Origin of the sequence: Flavobacterium sp. LC2016-13, from assembly GCF_009707955.1 — a bacterium.
Classification (GTDB): domain Bacteria; phylum Bacteroidota; class Bacteroidia; order Flavobacteriales; family Flavobacteriaceae; genus Flavobacterium.
The window spans coordinates 1-17,025 of sequence record NZ_WMDQ01000005.1 but is presented as its reverse complement, the minus strand read 5'-3'; the positions used below and the strand labels follow the sequence as shown (position 1 = coordinate 17,025).

General features: G+C 34.6%; 13 protein-coding genes. 5 read left to right on the top strand and 8 right to left on the bottom strand.

Features of this window, described 5'->3' with window-relative positions; all coding sequences use genetic code 11:
* The first annotated feature begins 1 nt into the window (after position 1).
* Both GKZ86_RS11705 and GKZ86_RS11700 read left to right on the top strand, forming a co-directional pair.
* Complete coding sequence (locus GKZ86_RS11705) at positions 2–493, top strand: DUF6252 family protein (RefSeq protein WP_154783304.1); 492 nt, start codon at positions 2–4, stop codon at positions 491–493.
* Between the two features lie 131 nt (positions 494–624).
* Positions 625–981 carry an RNA-binding protein gene (locus GKZ86_RS11700; protein ID WP_035686525.1) on the top strand — a complete coding sequence of 119 codons (357 nt, stop codon included), beginning with the start codon at positions 625–627 and terminating at the stop codon, positions 979–981.
* A 174-nt stretch (positions 982–1,155) separates the two neighbouring features.
* On the opposite strand, the gene GKZ86_RS11695 is transcribed toward GKZ86_RS11700, so the two are convergent.
* Positions 1,156–1,710, bottom strand: a complete 555-nt coding sequence (locus GKZ86_RS11695; protein WP_154783303.1) for a hypothetical protein — start codon at positions 1,708–1,710, stop codon at positions 1,156–1,158.
* A gap of 149 nt (positions 1,711–1,859) precedes the next feature.
* Here GKZ86_RS11695 and GKZ86_RS11690 point away from each other — a divergent pair, with 149 nt between their 5' ends.
* Positions 1,860–2,234, top strand: a complete 375-nt coding sequence (locus GKZ86_RS11690; RefSeq protein WP_154783302.1) for a helix-turn-helix transcriptional regulator — start codon at positions 1,860–1,862, stop codon at positions 2,232–2,234.
* Between the two features lie 81 nt (positions 2,235–2,315).
* Here the strand turns inward: GKZ86_RS11690 and leuB are convergent, their stop codons facing one another.
* From leuB to GKZ86_RS11660, 6 genes are all read right to left on the bottom strand, one after another.
* Positions 2,316–3,377 (bottom strand): 3-isopropylmalate dehydrogenase, encoded by a 1,062-nt coding sequence (gene leuB, locus GKZ86_RS11685; RefSeq protein WP_154783301.1) that lies wholly within the window; start codon positions 3,375–3,377, stop codon positions 2,316–2,318.
* 111 nt (positions 3,378–3,488) lie between these two features.
* Positions 3,489–5,012 (bottom strand): alpha-isopropylmalate synthase regulatory domain-containing protein, encoded by a 1,524-nt coding sequence (locus tag GKZ86_RS11680; RefSeq protein ID WP_154783300.1) that lies wholly within the window; start codon positions 5,010–5,012, stop codon positions 3,489–3,491.
* A 257-nt stretch (positions 5,013–5,269) separates the two neighbouring features.
* Positions 5,270–5,866 carry a 3-isopropylmalate dehydratase small subunit gene (gene leuD / locus GKZ86_RS11675; RefSeq protein WP_154783299.1) on the bottom strand — a complete coding sequence of 199 codons (597 nt, stop codon included), beginning with the start codon at positions 5,864–5,866 and terminating at the stop codon, positions 5,270–5,272.
* Between the two features lie 123 nt (positions 5,867–5,989).
* On the bottom strand, positions 5,990–7,384 hold the full coding sequence (leuC, locus tag GKZ86_RS11670) for a 3-isopropylmalate dehydratase large subunit (RefSeq protein ID WP_154783298.1): 1,395 nt from the start codon (positions 7,382–7,384) through the stop codon (positions 5,990–5,992).
* A gap of 516 nt (positions 7,385–7,900) precedes the next feature.
* Entirely contained in the window at positions 7,901–8,821 is a 921-nt protein-coding gene (locus GKZ86_RS11665) for an AraC family transcriptional regulator (RefSeq protein WP_154783297.1), read from the bottom strand.
* 72 nt (positions 8,822–8,893) lie between these two features.
* Positions 8,894–9,697: an SDR family oxidoreductase gene (locus tag GKZ86_RS11660; protein WP_154783296.1), complete on the bottom strand. Its 804-nt coding sequence runs from the start codon at positions 9,695–9,697 to the stop codon at positions 8,894–8,896.
* Between the two features lie 327 nt (positions 9,698–10,024).
* Here GKZ86_RS11660 and dnaE point away from each other — a divergent pair, with 327 nt between their 5' ends.
* Positions 10,025–14,572, top strand: a complete 4,548-nt coding sequence (dnaE, locus tag GKZ86_RS11655) for a DNA polymerase III subunit alpha (RefSeq protein ID WP_154783295.1) — start codon at positions 10,025–10,027, stop codon at positions 14,570–14,572.
* Positions 14,573–14,751: 179 nt separating this feature from the next.
* Positions 14,752–15,684 (top strand): outer membrane beta-barrel protein, encoded by a 933-nt coding sequence (locus tag GKZ86_RS11650; protein WP_154783294.1) that lies wholly within the window; start codon positions 14,752–14,754, stop codon positions 15,682–15,684.
* Positions 15,685–15,848: 164 nt separating this feature from the next.
* Here GKZ86_RS11650 and GKZ86_RS11645 read toward each other — a convergent pair whose 3' ends face one another.
* Positions 15,849–16,841, bottom strand: coding sequence for a Gfo/Idh/MocA family protein (locus tag GKZ86_RS11645; RefSeq protein WP_154783293.1), 993 nt, complete (start codon positions 16,839–16,841; stop codon positions 15,849–15,851).
* Positions 16,842–17,025 lie beyond the last annotated feature (184 nt).

Genomic DNA, 17,025 nt, shown 5'->3' with positions numbered 1-17,025 from the left:
TATGAAAAAATGTATGTCGTTTATAATGACGCTCTTTTTACTTTCTTCTTGTACTGAAGATGTAAAATTCAATAACCCTGCATTTCAAACTTTAAAAGATAATGTTTTTTGGAGAGCTCAAACGTATAGAGCATACCTTGACGGAGACGGAAAAATAATCGTTGAAGGATATTTAGGATTTGAAACTGTAAAACTTCAAACAGCATCTTCAACTCAAAGAACCTATATTCTTGGTGTTGACAATACTTCGAAAGCATTTTATTCGGATGGAAATCAGTCAGAAGCAGCTGAGTTTACAACCGGAACAAATATTGGAAATGGACAAATTGTGATTACAGATTATAATACTGAAACCGGCACTATTTCGGGTACATTTAAGTTTAATGCACGAAATGTTGACGAAAGTGATACGCAAAATCTAAAAGTTAATTTCACAGAAGGGGTTTTCTATAAAATTCCGGTTGAGTTTAGCCCGATCGTACATTATTTATAATTTGATTCGTTAATAGATTAGTTTTGTTAAATTGCTTTTTTCAAATCAAAATAAAAACATAAATAAACTAATATATAGTAGATTAGAGAAAAATAAGATTACATTTGCTACATTATTATAAATAAGTACATATGAACATTTTTGTTGGAAGCCTTCCATTCAGTATTGAGGAAGCAGATTTAAGAGAGTCTTTCGAGGCTTACGGAGCAGTAGATTCAGTTAAAATTATTACAGATAAATTTACTGGAAGAAGCAAAGGTTTTGGTTTCGTAGAGATGCCAAACGATGCGGAAGCTCAAAAAGCAATTGATGAATTGAACGGAGCTACTGTTCAAGGTCGTGCAATTGTGGTTAATAAATCTGAACCAAAACCAGAAGGCGAAAGAAGAAGCTTCAACAATAACAGTCGCGGTGGAGATTCACGCGGAGGTTATGGTGGAGGAAACCGTGGTGGAAATGACCGTGGTGGTAACAGAGGAGGATATTAATATTTTTTTCTAAATATATAAAAGGGATCAACGAAAGTTGATCCCTTTTTTTGTTATAATCTCCTTGCAGTGATGTTTTGGGAATTGCAAAAAGAGACATAATTTTTTAAATAGCTTTTGTTGAAAATCACATTTGACTATAACTATATTTTTGAATTATGAGGAACACAAGATTTACATGTAAAAAGCAATGCCTTCAAGTACATATCCGTTCGCTCCATTTCCAAGTTCACTGAAAGATTGAGTGTAAAAATGATCCTCTCCATTTTTATTAAAATATCGATATACTGGTTTTCCATCTGAAGAGTTTCTTACGTATCCTACATGACCTAGATTTTGCCAATCACTACTGTTGTTTGTTTCATTCGGATTAATTGACCATAGAGGTTTACCATCACTATACCTTTTAAAAAGATATAATGGTACGGAACCACCTGTATTAACAGTTCCTAGTATACCCTCATAAACAGGATACATACCTAAAACGCCTTCAAGTGCATAATCCATTCTTCTAGGATATAAGTGTCTGGAAGATCCGTCCCAAAATCTATAAATTGTAAATGGACTAAAACTCGTAGTTTGGGAAGTTGAGGATAAACTATTTTTTTTAGTGCTAGTATTTTCTGCTGTAGATTTTTGTTCTTCAAGAACATTTGTAGGTTTTTCTTTTTCAACAGCATTTGGATTTTTAGATATTTCATCAGTACTGCAACTAATAAAAGAGATCATAAATAAAAGGAATAATAATTTTTTCATAAAATGTTTTTTTAAATTTTTAATAATTTAATTAAGACAAATATTACAAGAAAATGTTTTATTTTAGATTCGAAAAAGAATATTATGTATTCATTTTTAACTAATCGAAATTTGTAGATGTTATGATAGGATTTAAAATAAAAAAACTTAGAGAGCAAAGAGATTTGTCACAACATTTATTGGCTAGTGAATTGAATATTTCGCAAAGTGAGTTATCTAAGATTGAGAATAGCAAGACAAAAAAAATTGATTTTTTATTGATGTATAAAATCTGTGCTTATTTTCAGAAGGATTTTTGTTTTTTTATTGAAAGTGAAAAGCAAATACAGGGTATGCAAAAGTTAGAAAAAAGCATAAATGGCAATGAGATAATTAATCTTTTTTCTGATAAAATAATTGATGAAATAAAACAACTTATCGAAGAGAATAAACAAAAAGATGATTTAATAAAGATGCTTAGAGGGATACATGCAAAAAAAGGGATCAACGAAAGTTGATCCCTTTTTTTGTTTAAAATTGTTTCAAGTTTCACGTTCCAATAACCTGAAACTTGAAACCTGAAACAAAATTAACTAAAACTATAAATTCGCTACAAGCCAATCTCCAACTTCGCTGGTTTTGTATGCTTTTGATTCTTTTACAGCTAAATCTTCTGTAACAACTCCTTGTTCTAAAGATTTGTTTACAACTGCTCTGATAGCTTCGGCTTCGGCTTTTAAACCAAAAGCATCTTCGAACATCATTGCTGCAGATAAAATAGTCGCTAACGGATTAGCAATATTTAATCCTGTTGCCTGTGGATAAGATCCGTGAATTGGTTCGTATAAAGAAGTATGCTCTCCAACAGATGCAGAAGGCATTAATCCCATTGAACCAGAAATTACAGAAGCTTCATCCGTTAAGATATCTCCAAATAAGTTCTCTGTAATTAATACATCATATGAGTTTGGCCATTGAACTAAACGCATAGCCACAGCATCTACAAATTCGTAAGAAACAGTAACTTCCGGATAATCTTTTTCCATTGCCTGAACCGTTTCTCTCCATAAACGTGAAGTTTCTAAAACATTTGCTTTATCAACGCAGCATAATTTTTTACTACGTGTCATAGCCAATTCAAAACCTTTTTTAGCTAAACGCTGAACTTCTGCTCTTGTATAAACGCAATTGTCAAAAGCCGTTTCTCCGCCGTCTCTTCTTCCTTTTTCTCCAAAGTAAATTCCACCAGTTAATTCTCTTAAGAAAACTAAATCGGTTCCTTCGATTCTTTCTCTTTTTAAAGGAGAATTATCAATTAAAGAAGGAAATGTAAACGTTGGACGAACGTTTGCAAACAACCCTAATTTTTTACGCATTAATAATAATCCTTGTTCCGGACGAACTGGTGCACTTGGATCATTATCATATTTTGGGTGACCAATTGCTCCAAACAAAACAGCATCGGCTTTCATGCAAACTTCGTGAGTTTCATCAGGATAAGGAACTCCAACGGCATCAATTGCAGCAGCTCCGGTTAAAGCTGGTGTCCATGTTATTTCGTGATTGAATTTTTTTGCAATAGCATCAGATACTTTTACGGCTTCATTTATTACCTCAGGACCAATTCCGTCTCCTGCTAAAAGGGCTATGTTAAATTTCATTATTTAGGTATTTATTATTTTAAGGTTCATAGTGTCAAAGGTTCAAAGGTTCAAAGTTTTAGGACAGTGTTTAAAACCTCTGTGCCTTTGTCTCTTTGAACCTTTGTACCTCTAATCTGTAATCACATTCAACATCTTCTGTGTTGCAATAATCGCTGCAACAGTTTGATCTGAATCTAATCCTCTTGTTTTAAATTCTTTTCCGTTGTTTACCCAGGTGATAATCGTTTCGCACAAAGCGTCAGAACTACTTCCTGGTGGAATTCTTACGGCGTAATCAATCAATTTTGGAAGCGTTAGTTTTTTGCTTTTGTAAATTTTTGATAAAGCATTCATAAAAGCATCAAACTGACCGTCTCCCTGAGCATTTTCTTCGATGATTTCGTCATCAATTTTCAATAATAAAGTGGTTGATGGGCGCATTCCTTTTGAGTGCATTAGCACGTACGATTCGATAATAATTTTATCTTGATAAGTGTGACTGTCCAAAACATCTGAAATAATGTACGGAAGATCTTCTTTAGTAACCGTTTCTTTTTTGTCGCCCAATTCTATAATTCTCTGAGTAACCAATTTTAAATCTTCCTGATTTAATTTTAAACCTAATTCCTGAAGATTTTTTTCGATATTGGCTTTGCCCGAAGTTTTTCCTAAAGCATATTTTCGTTTTCTTCCAAAGCGTTCCGGAAGCAAATCATTAAAATATAAATTGTTTTTATTATCTCCGTCAGCGTGGATTCCTGCAGTTTGTGTAAAAACATTATCTCCAACAATTGGTTTGTTGGCAGGGATTCTATATCCGGTAAAAGTCTCTACCAGTTTACTAACAGTATATAAAGAAGTTTCTTTGATGTTGATGCTTACTTCTGGCAGATAATCGTTTATAACGGCAACAGTACTTTCAAGCGGCGCGTTTCCGGCGCGTTCACCCATTCCGTTTACCGTAACATGAAGTCCATTTATGCCGGCTTTTATAGCTTCCATAACGTTAGCGACACTTAAATCGTAATCGTTATGTGCGTGAAAATCAAAATGAATGGTCGGATATTTTACTCTTATTTTAGAAATAAACTCAAAAGCCTGAGACGGAATTAAAACGCCTAAAGTATCAGGAAGTAAAATTCTTTTAACAGGTTGTGTTGACAGAAAATCTAAAAATTGAAACACATATTCGGGAGAATTTCGCATTCCGTTGCTCCAATCTTCCAGATAAACATTAGTTTCAATATTATTTTCCTGTGCTAAAGCAATGATTTGAGCAATTTCGGAAAAATGCTGTTCAGGAGTTTTTTTTAATTGATGTGTTAAGTGATTCATTGAGCCTTTAGTCAACAAATTTTGTACTTTGGCACCCGCTTTTTTCATCCATTCTATCGAAACGCCTCCGTCAACAAACGATAACACTTCAATTCTGTTAATATAACCTCTTTCTTCAGCCCAGTTGGTAATCCCTTTTACAGCTTGAAATTCTCCTTCGCTTACACGAGCCGAAGCAATTTCGATTCTATCAATATTTAATTCCTCCAACAACAATTGCGCAATGGTTAGTTTTTCTGCAGCAGAAAATGATACTCCTGAGGTTTGTTCACCATCACGAAGCGTCGTATCCATTATTTCAATTTTTCTTTTTTCCATATTGATATTGTAATTTCTAACGTTGGATTTTATTGATATCCTTGTTTTAATTTTGACGCTGATTTTACGGATTCGCTTTGCGAAGACGCTGATAAAAACGGATTTTTTATATTCAATAACTAAAAAAATCCCTATCAATCCGCGCTTTTGCGAAAGTAAATCTGTTTTATCCGCGTTCTGTTTTTTCTCATTTAATTTAGAAAAACCCGACAAGTTTCAAAAACCTGTCGGGTCTAATAGATTGAACAAGATTTTTTTTAGTACGGAAGTTTATCGGCAAAAGCCACAATATCTTCTTTAATATTTTGTAGATAATCAATGTCATCAAAGCCATTAATCATATTGTTCTTTTTGTATCCGTTAATCGCAAAAGGTTCAGATTGACCAGTTGCCAATAAAGTAATTGTTTGGTTTGGCAAGTTGATTTCTAATTGCGTATTAGGATCAGCTTCAATTGCTTTAAAAATGATGTCAGCAAATTCAGGACTTACCTGAACCGGAAGAACACCAATATTTAAACAGTTTCCTTTAAAGATATCTGCAAAGAAACTTGAAACCACAGCTCTAAAACCGTAATCGTAAACTGCCCACGCAGCGTGTTCTCTTGAAGATCCTGAACCGAAGTTTTTTCCTCCAACAAGAATTTTTCCGCTATAAGTTGAATCGTTTAAAACGAAATCAGCTTTTGGAGAATCATCTCCGTTATATCTCCAGTCTCTAAAAAGATTATCTCCAAAACCTTCACGTTTTGTAGCTTTCAGGAAACGAGCCGGAATAATTTGATCTGTATCTACGTTCTCAATTGGCAGTGGCACTGCACTGCTGGTAAGTATATTAAATTTATCGTATGCCATTGTTTTTTTCTTTAGGCTGTTTTTTGCTTTAAGCTATAGGCTTTATGCTTTAAGCTTTTTGCACAGCGTTTATTTCGTATTGTTTTTTTTGCTTAAGGCCTAAAGCCTAAAGCTTAAGGCGCTTTAAAAAAGCTCTCTCGGGTCTGTTAGTTTTCCTGTAACAGCAGCAGCGGCAGCCATAATCGGGCTTGCTAATAATGTTCTTGAGCCAGGACCCTGACGGCCTTCAAAGTTTCTGTTTGAAGTACTTACTGCATATTTTCCAGCAGGAACTTTATCATCGTTCATTGCTAAACATGCAGAACAACCCGGCTGACGTAATACAAAACCAGCTTCTGTCAGAATATCTAAAATACCTTCTTCTTTAATCTGAGCTTCAACAACGTGAGAACCCGGAACTAACCAAGCGGTTACATTATCTGCTTTTTTTCTTCCTTTTACAATTTCGGCGAAAGCCCTAAAATCTTCAATACGACCGTTTGTACAACTTCCTAAGAAAACGTAATCAATTGGTTTTCCAATCATCACATCATCTTCCTGGAAGCCCATATAAGCTAACGATTTTTTGTACGTTTCCTCTCCGCCTTCAACTTGGTTGGCGTTTGGAATATGTTTTGAGATACCAATTCCCATTCCTGGATTAGTACCATAAGTAATCATTGGTTCAATGTCTGAAGCTTTGATGTTTAATTCAGCATCAAAAACCGCATCAGCATCCGTTTTAAGAGTTTTCCAATATTCAACAGCTTTTGTCCAGGCTTCTCCTTTTGGAGCATATAATCTTCCTTCAAGGAAATCAAAAGTAGTTTGGTCAGGAGCAATCATTCCTCCACGAGCACCCATTTCGATACTTAAATTACAAACCGTCATACGGCCTTCCATAGTCATGTTTTCAAAAACATCACCAGCATATTCAACAAAATATCCTGTTCCTCCAGAAGTAGTTAACTGGGCAATAATATAAAGCGCAACGTCTTTTGGACCAACACCTTTGCTCAATTGGCCGTTTACGTTAATACGCATTTTCTTTGGTTTAGGCTGCATGATACATTGTGTAGAAAGTACCATTTCAACCTCAGAAGTTCCGATACCAAAAGCAATCGCTCCAAAAGCACCGTGAGTAGACGTATGCGAATCACCACATACAATAGTAGCACCAGGCAAAGTAATTCCGTTTTCAGGACCCACTACGTGTACAATTCCGTTTTTAATATGACCTAATCCCCAGTGCGAAATTCCGTATTCGGCAGCATTATCTTCAAGCGCTTTAAGCTGATTTGCTGATAAAGCATCTTCAACAGGTAAATGTTGGTTTATAGTTGGTGTATTGTGATCTGCAGTTGCAAAAGTACGTTCCGGGTATAAAACCTTAACGTCTCTGGCTTTTAATCCTAAAAAAGCAACAGGACTCGTAACTTCATGAATGAAATGACGATCAATAAAAAACACATCTGGTCCATCTTCAATTTTACGCACTACATGTGAATCCCATACTTTGTCAAATAATGTCTTACTCATTTTTTATTTTTTTTAATTGTAATTCTGTAACCAAAGCAATTTCCTGCTCATTTATATTAGCAAAACAAAAGTAAAAAAAGATACAAAAGCATAAATTTCAATATTCCATTATATACGATACCCAAACTAAAATACAAATTGTATTTTGCATTTTGCAGGATCGGTTTTGGTTTTAAAATGAATCAAAAATTGCTTTTACTTTTCTTTTTCTGTTTAATTTTATTTCAATTGCTTTTAATTTCAATAGTTGGCAAATTTATCTTAAAATTGATACAAAACGAGGTTTTTGTTTTAAAAATATGTAACAAAACGAATAAAAATAGTAATAATTGACAGTTTTGATTTCTTTTTGAAAAGGCTGGATTGTTGATTTTTGAATGCTTTTAAATGGGCTTTTTGATCGTTATTTAGATTCAATAAACGATCAAAATACTACGACATCCAAGAAGTGTATTTTTATCAATTTTTATGAATTTTAAATTGAAAAATGATTTTTGAAGAGAAATTTTTAAAAGACTAATTCAGAGAATTTTTAAACTCTAATGGAGTTAAGTTTGTCTTCTTTTTAAATAGTTTACTGAAAGACTGAGGATATTCAAAGCCCAATTGATAAGCTATTTCTGCTACCGAAAGATTTGTGCTTATAAGGAAGTCTTTTGATTTTTCTATTAGTTTTGAATGAATATGTTGTTGCGCATTTTGGCCGGTTAAATTCCGAAGCATGTCGCTCAGATAATGCGTAGAAACATTAATTTGTGAAGCAAGAAAGTCTACTGTAGGTAATCCTCTTTTTAGCGTTTCAGCATTATTGAGATAATTATCCAGCGTTTCTTCTACTTTTAGCAATAAATCACTGCTAATTGTTTTTCTGGTAATGAATTGGCGTTTGTAAAAACGATTACTATAATTAAGCAAAACATCAATATAGGAAACAATAACATCCTGGCTCATTTCGTCTATTGCCGTGTGAAGCTCATTATCAATGCTAGTTAATAAACCGATGATAGTTGTTTTCTCACTGTCAGAAAGATGTAGCGCTTCATTGGTATCGTATGAAAAGAAACCATATTTTTTGATGGTCTTGCCTAAAGGATAATTTCTAATAAAGTCCGGATGAAAAAGCAGCGTATAACCATGGTATTCAATTCCTTCTTCATTATCCGTAAAAATCAATTGATTGGGAGAAGTAAACATTAATCCACCTTCATTAAAATCATAATAACCCTGACCATAACCCATTTTTCCATTGGTCGAAAATTTATAAGATATTTTATAAAAATCGAGCAAAAAATGGTTGTTAGTTAAATCAGCATTTATAACAAGTTGAGTATTATCGACCAAACTTATCATAGGATGAAGCGGTTTTGGCAGTCTCAATAAACTATGAAATTGCGATATAGAGGAAATTTTTGCCGGATTATTGTTTTTCTTTTCCATAATATAAAAGTATAAAAATTTCAAAACTAATACCGAACAGATTATCAAAACCTGAACGGTATTAGTAATAAATTAAGCTCCCAAAAATTGTTTACCAAATGAAGCACGAAAAACTTCGTCACCTTGTTCCAATCTTTGTTGGTAAAGTGCTTTTGCGTCTTCTCCCGCTACATATCTTAGTTTAATTTTTCCGTCGGTAGCAGCTTCATAAACCACATCGGCAATTTGTTCTGCAGTTGATGCCATTTCAAACATTACATCTACATTTTCAAACATTTTGTTTGCCATTGCTTCATATTCTGGTTTAACGCCTGTGTCAAGCGAACCATGCAAAAATTCAGTTTTAATACCGCCCGGAGAAACTGTTTTAATATTTATTCCAAATTGATTTAATTCAAACGCCATACTTTCACTCCAGCCTTCTAATCCCCATTTTGTTGCGTGGTATACAGATCCTAAAGGAAAAGAAATCAAGCCGCCAATAGAAGTAGTTGAAATAAACAATCCGTTTCTTTTTTCTCTGAAATACGGAATAAAAGCATTCGTTACACGAATAGTTCCCAACAAATTAGTATTTAATTGTTTCGTGATTTGATCGTCGTTAAAACTCTCTAAAGGACCAATCAAGCCATAACCGGCATTATTAAAAACAACATCAATGTCGCTTAATTCTATAGCTTTTTGAACCGTGCTTTGTATTTGGTCATAATTGGTTACATCCAAAGGTAAAAGGGTTACATTTTTTAATTGAGAAAGCTCCGTTTCCTTTTCTGGAGTTCTCATTGTTGCAATTACATTCCATCCTTTTGCTTGAAATAATTTTGCGGTTGCTTTTCCTAAACCTGATGATGCGCCTGTGATAAAAATTGTTTTCATGATTATTATTTTTTTAATTGTTATAATTTGATGAAGCAAAGTTCAGGATACAGTGCAGCTTAAAAGTGTTCATTTTGGTCTAATGAGTATCCAAAATGAATAATCGATTTTTTTGGGATTAAAAAAGGGAATTTGATTACTTTTATAAGTAAATACAGATGATAAAAATGATTTTAATTAACAACTTTCGCTTTATTATTTCTGTAAAAAAAGTGTAAATTTGAACTTCCTCCATAATTTACAAAGCGGTTTTTTATACTCCATATAATCAGATATTTATATTGGATAAACTTGGGATTTGGAGCTTAATTTTTGTATTTTCACTCTATGTATTTAATATTCGATACCGAAACAACCGGATTACCAAAACGCTGGGATGCTCCAATAACCGATTCTGATAACTGGCCTCGCTGTATTCAGATCGCATGGCAGCTTCATGACGAAATGGGAAAATTGATCGAACATCAGGATTATTTGGTAAAACCTGACGGATTTAATATTCCGTATGACGCTGAACGTATTCACGGAATTTCAACCGAATTGGCTGAAGCCGATGGAATTACTTTGCAAGAAGTTTTGGAGAAATTCAATATTGCGCTAAGTAAAACCAAGTTTATCGTTGGTCAGAATTTAGGTTTCGACGTTAATATTATGGGAGCCGAATTTCATAGAATGGGTGTCGATTCTCCAATGAGTTCAATGCCTGTTTTAGATACTTGTACCGAAGTTACAGCTTCATTATTACAACTTCCAGGAGGTCGTGGAGGAAAATTCAAACTTCCAACATTAACAGAATTACATAGTTATCTTTTTAATAAACCGTTTGCAGAAGCGCACAACGCAACTGCCGACGTTGAGGCAACTACGCGTTGTTTCTTAGAATTAATTAGAAGAGAGGTTTTTACCAAAGAAGAACTGGATGTTCCGAAGGATTATTTTAAGGAATTCCAAGATAGAAACCCGCAGGAATTTCCGTTAATTGGTTTAAAACATATCAATTTAAAAGCCGCTTCTGATAAAATCAGAGAGCAATTAAAAGCTTTAGAATCTAATGAGAAACAAACTACAGTTTCACATTCTGATAGAGAAGATTTTAAAGCGGCAAAATATGCGCATTTACATAATCATACGCAGTTTTCGGTGCTTCAATCCACGATCGGAATTGGCAACATAGTTTCGGCTACAGCCAAAAACGGAATGCCCGCAGTTGCGATGACCGATACCGGAAACATGATGGGTGCATTTCACTTCGTGAGTGCGGTCATGAACCATAACAAAGCAGCATCCGGAAAAAATAAAGCTTTAGTTGAAGCCGGAGAAGAGCCAACAGAAACAGAGATAAAACCAATCGTGGGTTGCGAATTTAATATTTGTGACAACCATTTAGATAAAAGTAAAAAAGACAACGGAAATCAGGTTGTACTATTGGCCAAAAACAAAAAAGGCTATCACAATTTGGCAAAAATGTCGTCGATCGCTTTTACGGACGGATTTTATTATGTTCCGAGAATTGACCGAAAAATTATCGAGAAGTATAAAGAAGATATTATGGTTTTGTCCGGGAATTTATACGGAGAAATTCCGAGTAAAATTCTGAACATCGGTGAAAACCAAGCGGAAGAAGCTTTGATTTGGTGGAAAGAACAATTTGGCGATGACTTTTATCTTGAAGTAATGCGCCATAATCAGGAAGATGAAAATCGTGTAAATAAAACCCTGATTGAATTTTCGCAAAAACACAATGTCAAATTAATTGCGACAAATAATACTTATTATTTAAATAAAGAAGATGCCAATGCGCACGACATTTTGTTGTGTGTAAAAGATGGTGAAAAACAAGCTACGCCAATTGGTCGTGGTCGTGGATATCGTTACGGTTTACCAAATCAGGAATACTATTATAAGTCTGAAGAAGAGATGAAAAAACTCTTTTCTGATTTGCCTGACGCAATTATTAATATTCAGGAAATTGTAGACAAGGTTGAAGGATATTCGCTTTACCGAGATGTATTGCTTCCTAAATTTGATATTCCGGAAGAGTTTGTAGTTGTTGAAGATGAAGCTGATGGTGGTGTTCGAGGTGAAAATAAATACCTGCGACACCTTACAATGGTTGGTGCAGCAAAAAGATACGGAGAAATTACAGAATCTATTCAGGAACGTTTAGATTTTGAGTTATTGACCATCTCAAATTCAGGATATCCCGGTTACTTTTTAATTGTTCAGGATTTTATCGCTGAAGCCAGAAATATGGATGTTTCCGTAGGGCCAGGGCGTGGATCTGCTGCGGGTTCTGCCGTTGCATATTGCCTCGGAATTACCAATATTGACCCGATTAAGTACGATTTGCTTTTTGAGCGTTTCCTTAATCCTGACCGTGTATCGATGCCCGATATTGATATCGATTTTGATGACGAAGGTCGTGGTCGTGTAATGGAATATGTAATTAATAAATACGGAAAAAATCAGGTTGCGCAGATTATTACTTATGGTAAAATGGCAACCAAATCTGCGATTCGTGATACGGCGCGTGTATTGGATTTACCGTTGTTTGAAGCCGATAGAATTGCAAAACTGATTCCGGGAATGATGCCGTCAAAATGGAATTTGGCGCGTTTTATTTCTGAAAGTGAAGATGAGGTTAAAAAAGCCCTTCGATCTGACGAATTTGATAATGTAAAAGAATTGATTGCCATTGCCAATGAAGATGATTTGGCGGGAGAAACAATTCAACAGGCAAAAATTCTGGAAGGATCAATGCGAAATACCGGAATTCACGCCTGTGGTGTAATTATTACGCCATCGGATATTACGAATTTCGTTCCCGTTACCACCGCAAAAGATTCTGATTTATATGTAACACAGTTTGATAACTCGGTTGCTGAAAGTGCAGGATTGCTTAAAATGGACTTCTTGGGTCTGAAGACTCTTACGTTGATAAAAGATACCGTAAAACTGGTAAAATACAGAACCGGAATTGATTTAGATCCGGATACATTTCCAATTGATGATACTGAAACTTATGCGCTCTTTCAAAGAGGAGAAACGGTTGGGATCTTCCAATACGAGTCACCCGGAATGCAAAAATATATGAAGGATCTAAAGCCAACGGTTTTTGGAGATTTAATTGCGATGAATGCTCTTTATCGTCCGGGACCTTTAGAATATATTCCCTCTTTCGTTCGAAGAAAAAATGGTGATGAAGAAATCAAATACGATTTAGATGCCTGCGAAGAATATTTGGGAGAAACATACGGAATTACCGTTTACCAAGAGCAGGTAATGCTTTTGTCACAATCGCTGGCTGACTTTACAAAAGGTGAAGCCGACGTTTTGCGTAAAGCGATGGGTAAGAAACAAAAAGACGTTCTTGATAAAATGAAACCTAAATTTGTCGAACAAGCGTCGGCAAAAGGGCATGATGCAAAGGTTTTAGAGAAAATCTGGAAAGACTGGGAAGCATTTGCAAGTTATGCCTTCAACAAATCGCACTCGACTTGTTATGCCTGGATTGCGTACCAAACGGCCTATTTAAAAGCACATTATCCGGCAGAATATATGGCGGCGGTTCTTTCGAATAATATGAATGATATTAAACAGGTATCATTTTTCATGGAAGAATGTAAACGAATGGGCTTACAGGTTTTAGGACCGGATGTAAATGAGTCATTTTATAAATTTACTGTAAATGATAATTACGCTGTTCGTTTTGGAATGGGCGCTATTAAAGGTGTGGGTTCCGGAGCTGTTGCAACTATTGTAGAATGTAGAAAAGACGGAAGATATAAATCGATTTTTGATTTGGCAAAACGTATCGATTTGCGTGCAGCCAATAAAAAAGCAATTGAAAACTTAGCGCTTGCCGGTGGTTTCGACTCGTTTGAAGGAACTACAAGAGCACAATATTTTCATGATGATGGTGACGGAATTACTTTTTATGAAAAAGCAATGCGTTACGGATCGAAATTTCAGGAAAACGAAAATTCATCACAGGTAAGTTTGTTTGGAGAAACCAGCGAAGTACAAATTGCCGAACCAATTGTGCCTCCGTGTGAAGACTGGAGCACAATGGAAAAGCTTGCCAAAGAAAAAGAAGTTGTTGGAATTTACCTTTCCGGGCATCCTCTCGATGATTTTAGATTTGAGATGAAATACTTCTGCAATGCAAGATTAGAGGTTTTAAAAAGTATGGATTTGTATGTGGGTAAAAACCTGACTTTTGCAGGAATCATCAATAATGTACAACACCGTGTAGCAAAAAATGGAAAAGGCTGGGCTGTATTTAATTTAGAAGGTTATGATGAAAGTTTTGAGTTTAAGATTTTTGGTGAAGAATATTTAAAGTTCCGCCATTTCTTGATTCAGAATAATTTTGCATTCCTGAAAATCCTGATAAAAGACGGATGGGTAAACCATGATACAGGAAAAAAATCTGATCCAAGAATGCAATTTGTTGAAATAAGACAATTGCAGGATATATTAGAGGCCTTTGCTAAAAAGCTAGTGGTGTTATTAAACATACAAGATTTGCAAACAGAATTTATTCATAAATTAAGTCATTTATTTAATGATAATAAAGGAGATAATTCGGTTACGTTTGAGATCATGGAATTAGAAAAAATAAAACGTTTGGTTGAAGTAGAAACGACTAACGAATTTGAAGAAACAGAAGATGCTGTTTTTGTTGATGAAGAAAATGATAACGATGATGGCGAATCTTTAGCTGCCGAAACTAAAATGCAGGAAGTCAAAGAGGTAGAAGAAATCAAGGTTGTAACCAAATTAACCATGCCTAGTCGAAGGTTAAAAGTTAAAATATCTGCAGAGTTATTGCAGGAATTAGAAAAATTGCAGGTTAATTTTAAACTGAATTAAATTTTAACAGTTAAAATTTAAAAGAATGCATTTTTTTAGTGTTAAAATTATGCATGCATAATAGTTTTTTAGTAATATTGCTCGAAATTACAACGTTTTCGTACGAAGTCTAACAAAGCAAACTAGAAGAATATGTTAAAATGATCTAAGTTTGTATTAAAACAATTAAAATCAGAATTATGAAAAAGAACCTATTTTTATTAGGATTATTAGTTTGCTCTTTAGTTACAATGGCGCAAACTGAAAAAACAGAAAAACAAGAAAGCTGGTATTTTAAATTAGGGGGATCATATTTCATCCAAACTGCTGCTGCTGAATTTCCAACTGTATCAGGTGCATTGCCTAATACAGATGTTTATGCTGCAGACGGTACGACTTTAGTTTCTAGAGAAACTAATCATGGTTCTTTTGGACAAGGATTCCGTTCAGGTTTAACTGCCGGATATCGTTTTACACCACGTTTAGGTGTTGAGTTAGGATTTAATTATTTTAACAGTGCAAATAAAACTATGGTTGAAACTACAAATAGATTAGTAGCAGCAGGACCAACTTTTGCAACTGGTAAAGCTGTAGGGAAACTTGAAGCTTATGATATTGCTCCTGCAATCGTTTTGTTTTTAGGAGAAACTCATGGTTTTGAGCCTTATACTAAAGTTGGAGTTATCGTTCCTGTTCACGGAACATTAGACATTGAAACTACTAGAACATATACAAATCCTGCAGGGAAAACAGAAACTTATTCAAAAGATGTTATTAAACCAAACCCAACAGTTGGATTTACTGCAGCTTTAGGAACATCTTATAAATTAGGAACACATATTTCTCTTTTTGCTGAATTAGAGTACCGTAATTTTACTGTACACGGAAAAACAAAAGAAACAGAAATATATACTGAAAATGGTGTAGATAAATTAAATACACCTACAGCTTTCCGTCCAGATGCATCATATTCTGCAAGCCATACTAAATATGTAGATCAAATTAATACTACTTCAAACAGTAAAGTAACTAACGCAGCTGGTTTTGATAATACAAGAGCAACTGATGATATTAGTTCTTACGTTGGAATTTCAGGTTTAGGTTTGACTTTTGGTCTTAAATACAGCCTATAATTCTAAAGAATTTATAGTTTAAAAAAGAGGATATTCGTTAGAATATCCTCTTTTTTTATGTGCTGTTGTGTCATTTCGACGAAGGAGAAATCACATCCAATATTCACCAACAGTGCGTTTCAGCGTTATGTGATTTCTCCTTTCGTCGGAATGACACAAAAAAACTATTTCGAATGCCTAAACTCTTTCAAAACTTCATCAATAACCCAAGTCGTTCTTGCGCCTGAAATTCCTTTTGATGGAGAAAATCCTTCATTGCCCAAAAGTTCTGCAACAACAGTTTCGATAAAAGGCTGTTGAATATGAAGTGAATTTTCAATTGTAAAACTTTCTTTTTCTCCATTTGTATATTGAACATGAATTGGATCATTTCCGAAAGTCGAAAACGAGATTTTACCTTTATCACCTACAATTTCAGTATTGTCATAACGTTCAAAACTGGCAAAATTCCATAAACCCGTTCCGTGAATTCCGTTCTCAAATAAAAACGACATCGAAACCGAATCTTCGGCCGGATAAGCTTTAAGTTGCGAACTTGCATGTCCGCGAACAGACTTAATCGGACCTAAAACAAAGTCAAGAAAATCTAAAGTATGACAAGCCAGATCAACAAAAATTCCGCCGCCTGAAATATGCGGTAAAACCGTCCACGGCAAATTGATTTCGTCATCATATCTTTCTTCAAAAGGATGGTATAAAACGCAATTTACGTGTCTGACAGTTCCAATTTTATTTTGATCGATAAGTTCTTTTATTTTTAAAAATCGAGGTAAACTTCTTCTGTAATAAGCAACAAATAGCGGAACGTTGTGTTCTTTACAAACGCTGATCATTTCGTTGCATTCTTCAAATGTCAATGCCATTGGTTTTTCAACATAGACCGGTTTTCCGGCTTTGGCGCATAAAATCGTATATTCCTTGTGAGAAGATGGAGGAGTAGCAATATAAACGGCGTCAACTTCAGGATCATTAATTAAATCAACCGCGTTAGAATACCATTTAGGAACATTATGACGTTTGGCGTAATCTTCGGCAAGTGCAGCGTCTCTTCGCATTACGGCTACTAATGCTGAATTTGGAGCTTTTTGAAAAGCAGGACCGCTTTTAACTTCGGTTACATTTCCACAGCCTATAATTCCCCATTTTACAATTTTCATTTTTCTGGTTTTTTAGTTATTTCAAATTTAAAAAAGGTTTGCCACGAATTACACTAATTTCCACGAATTATTTATTTTAAAACTGTTTAAAAAAGTTAGCCACGAATTCACGAATTATTTTTTCTCGCAGATTTTGCAGATTCAGCAGATTCTGTGTGTAAAAAATCTATTTAATCTGCAAAAT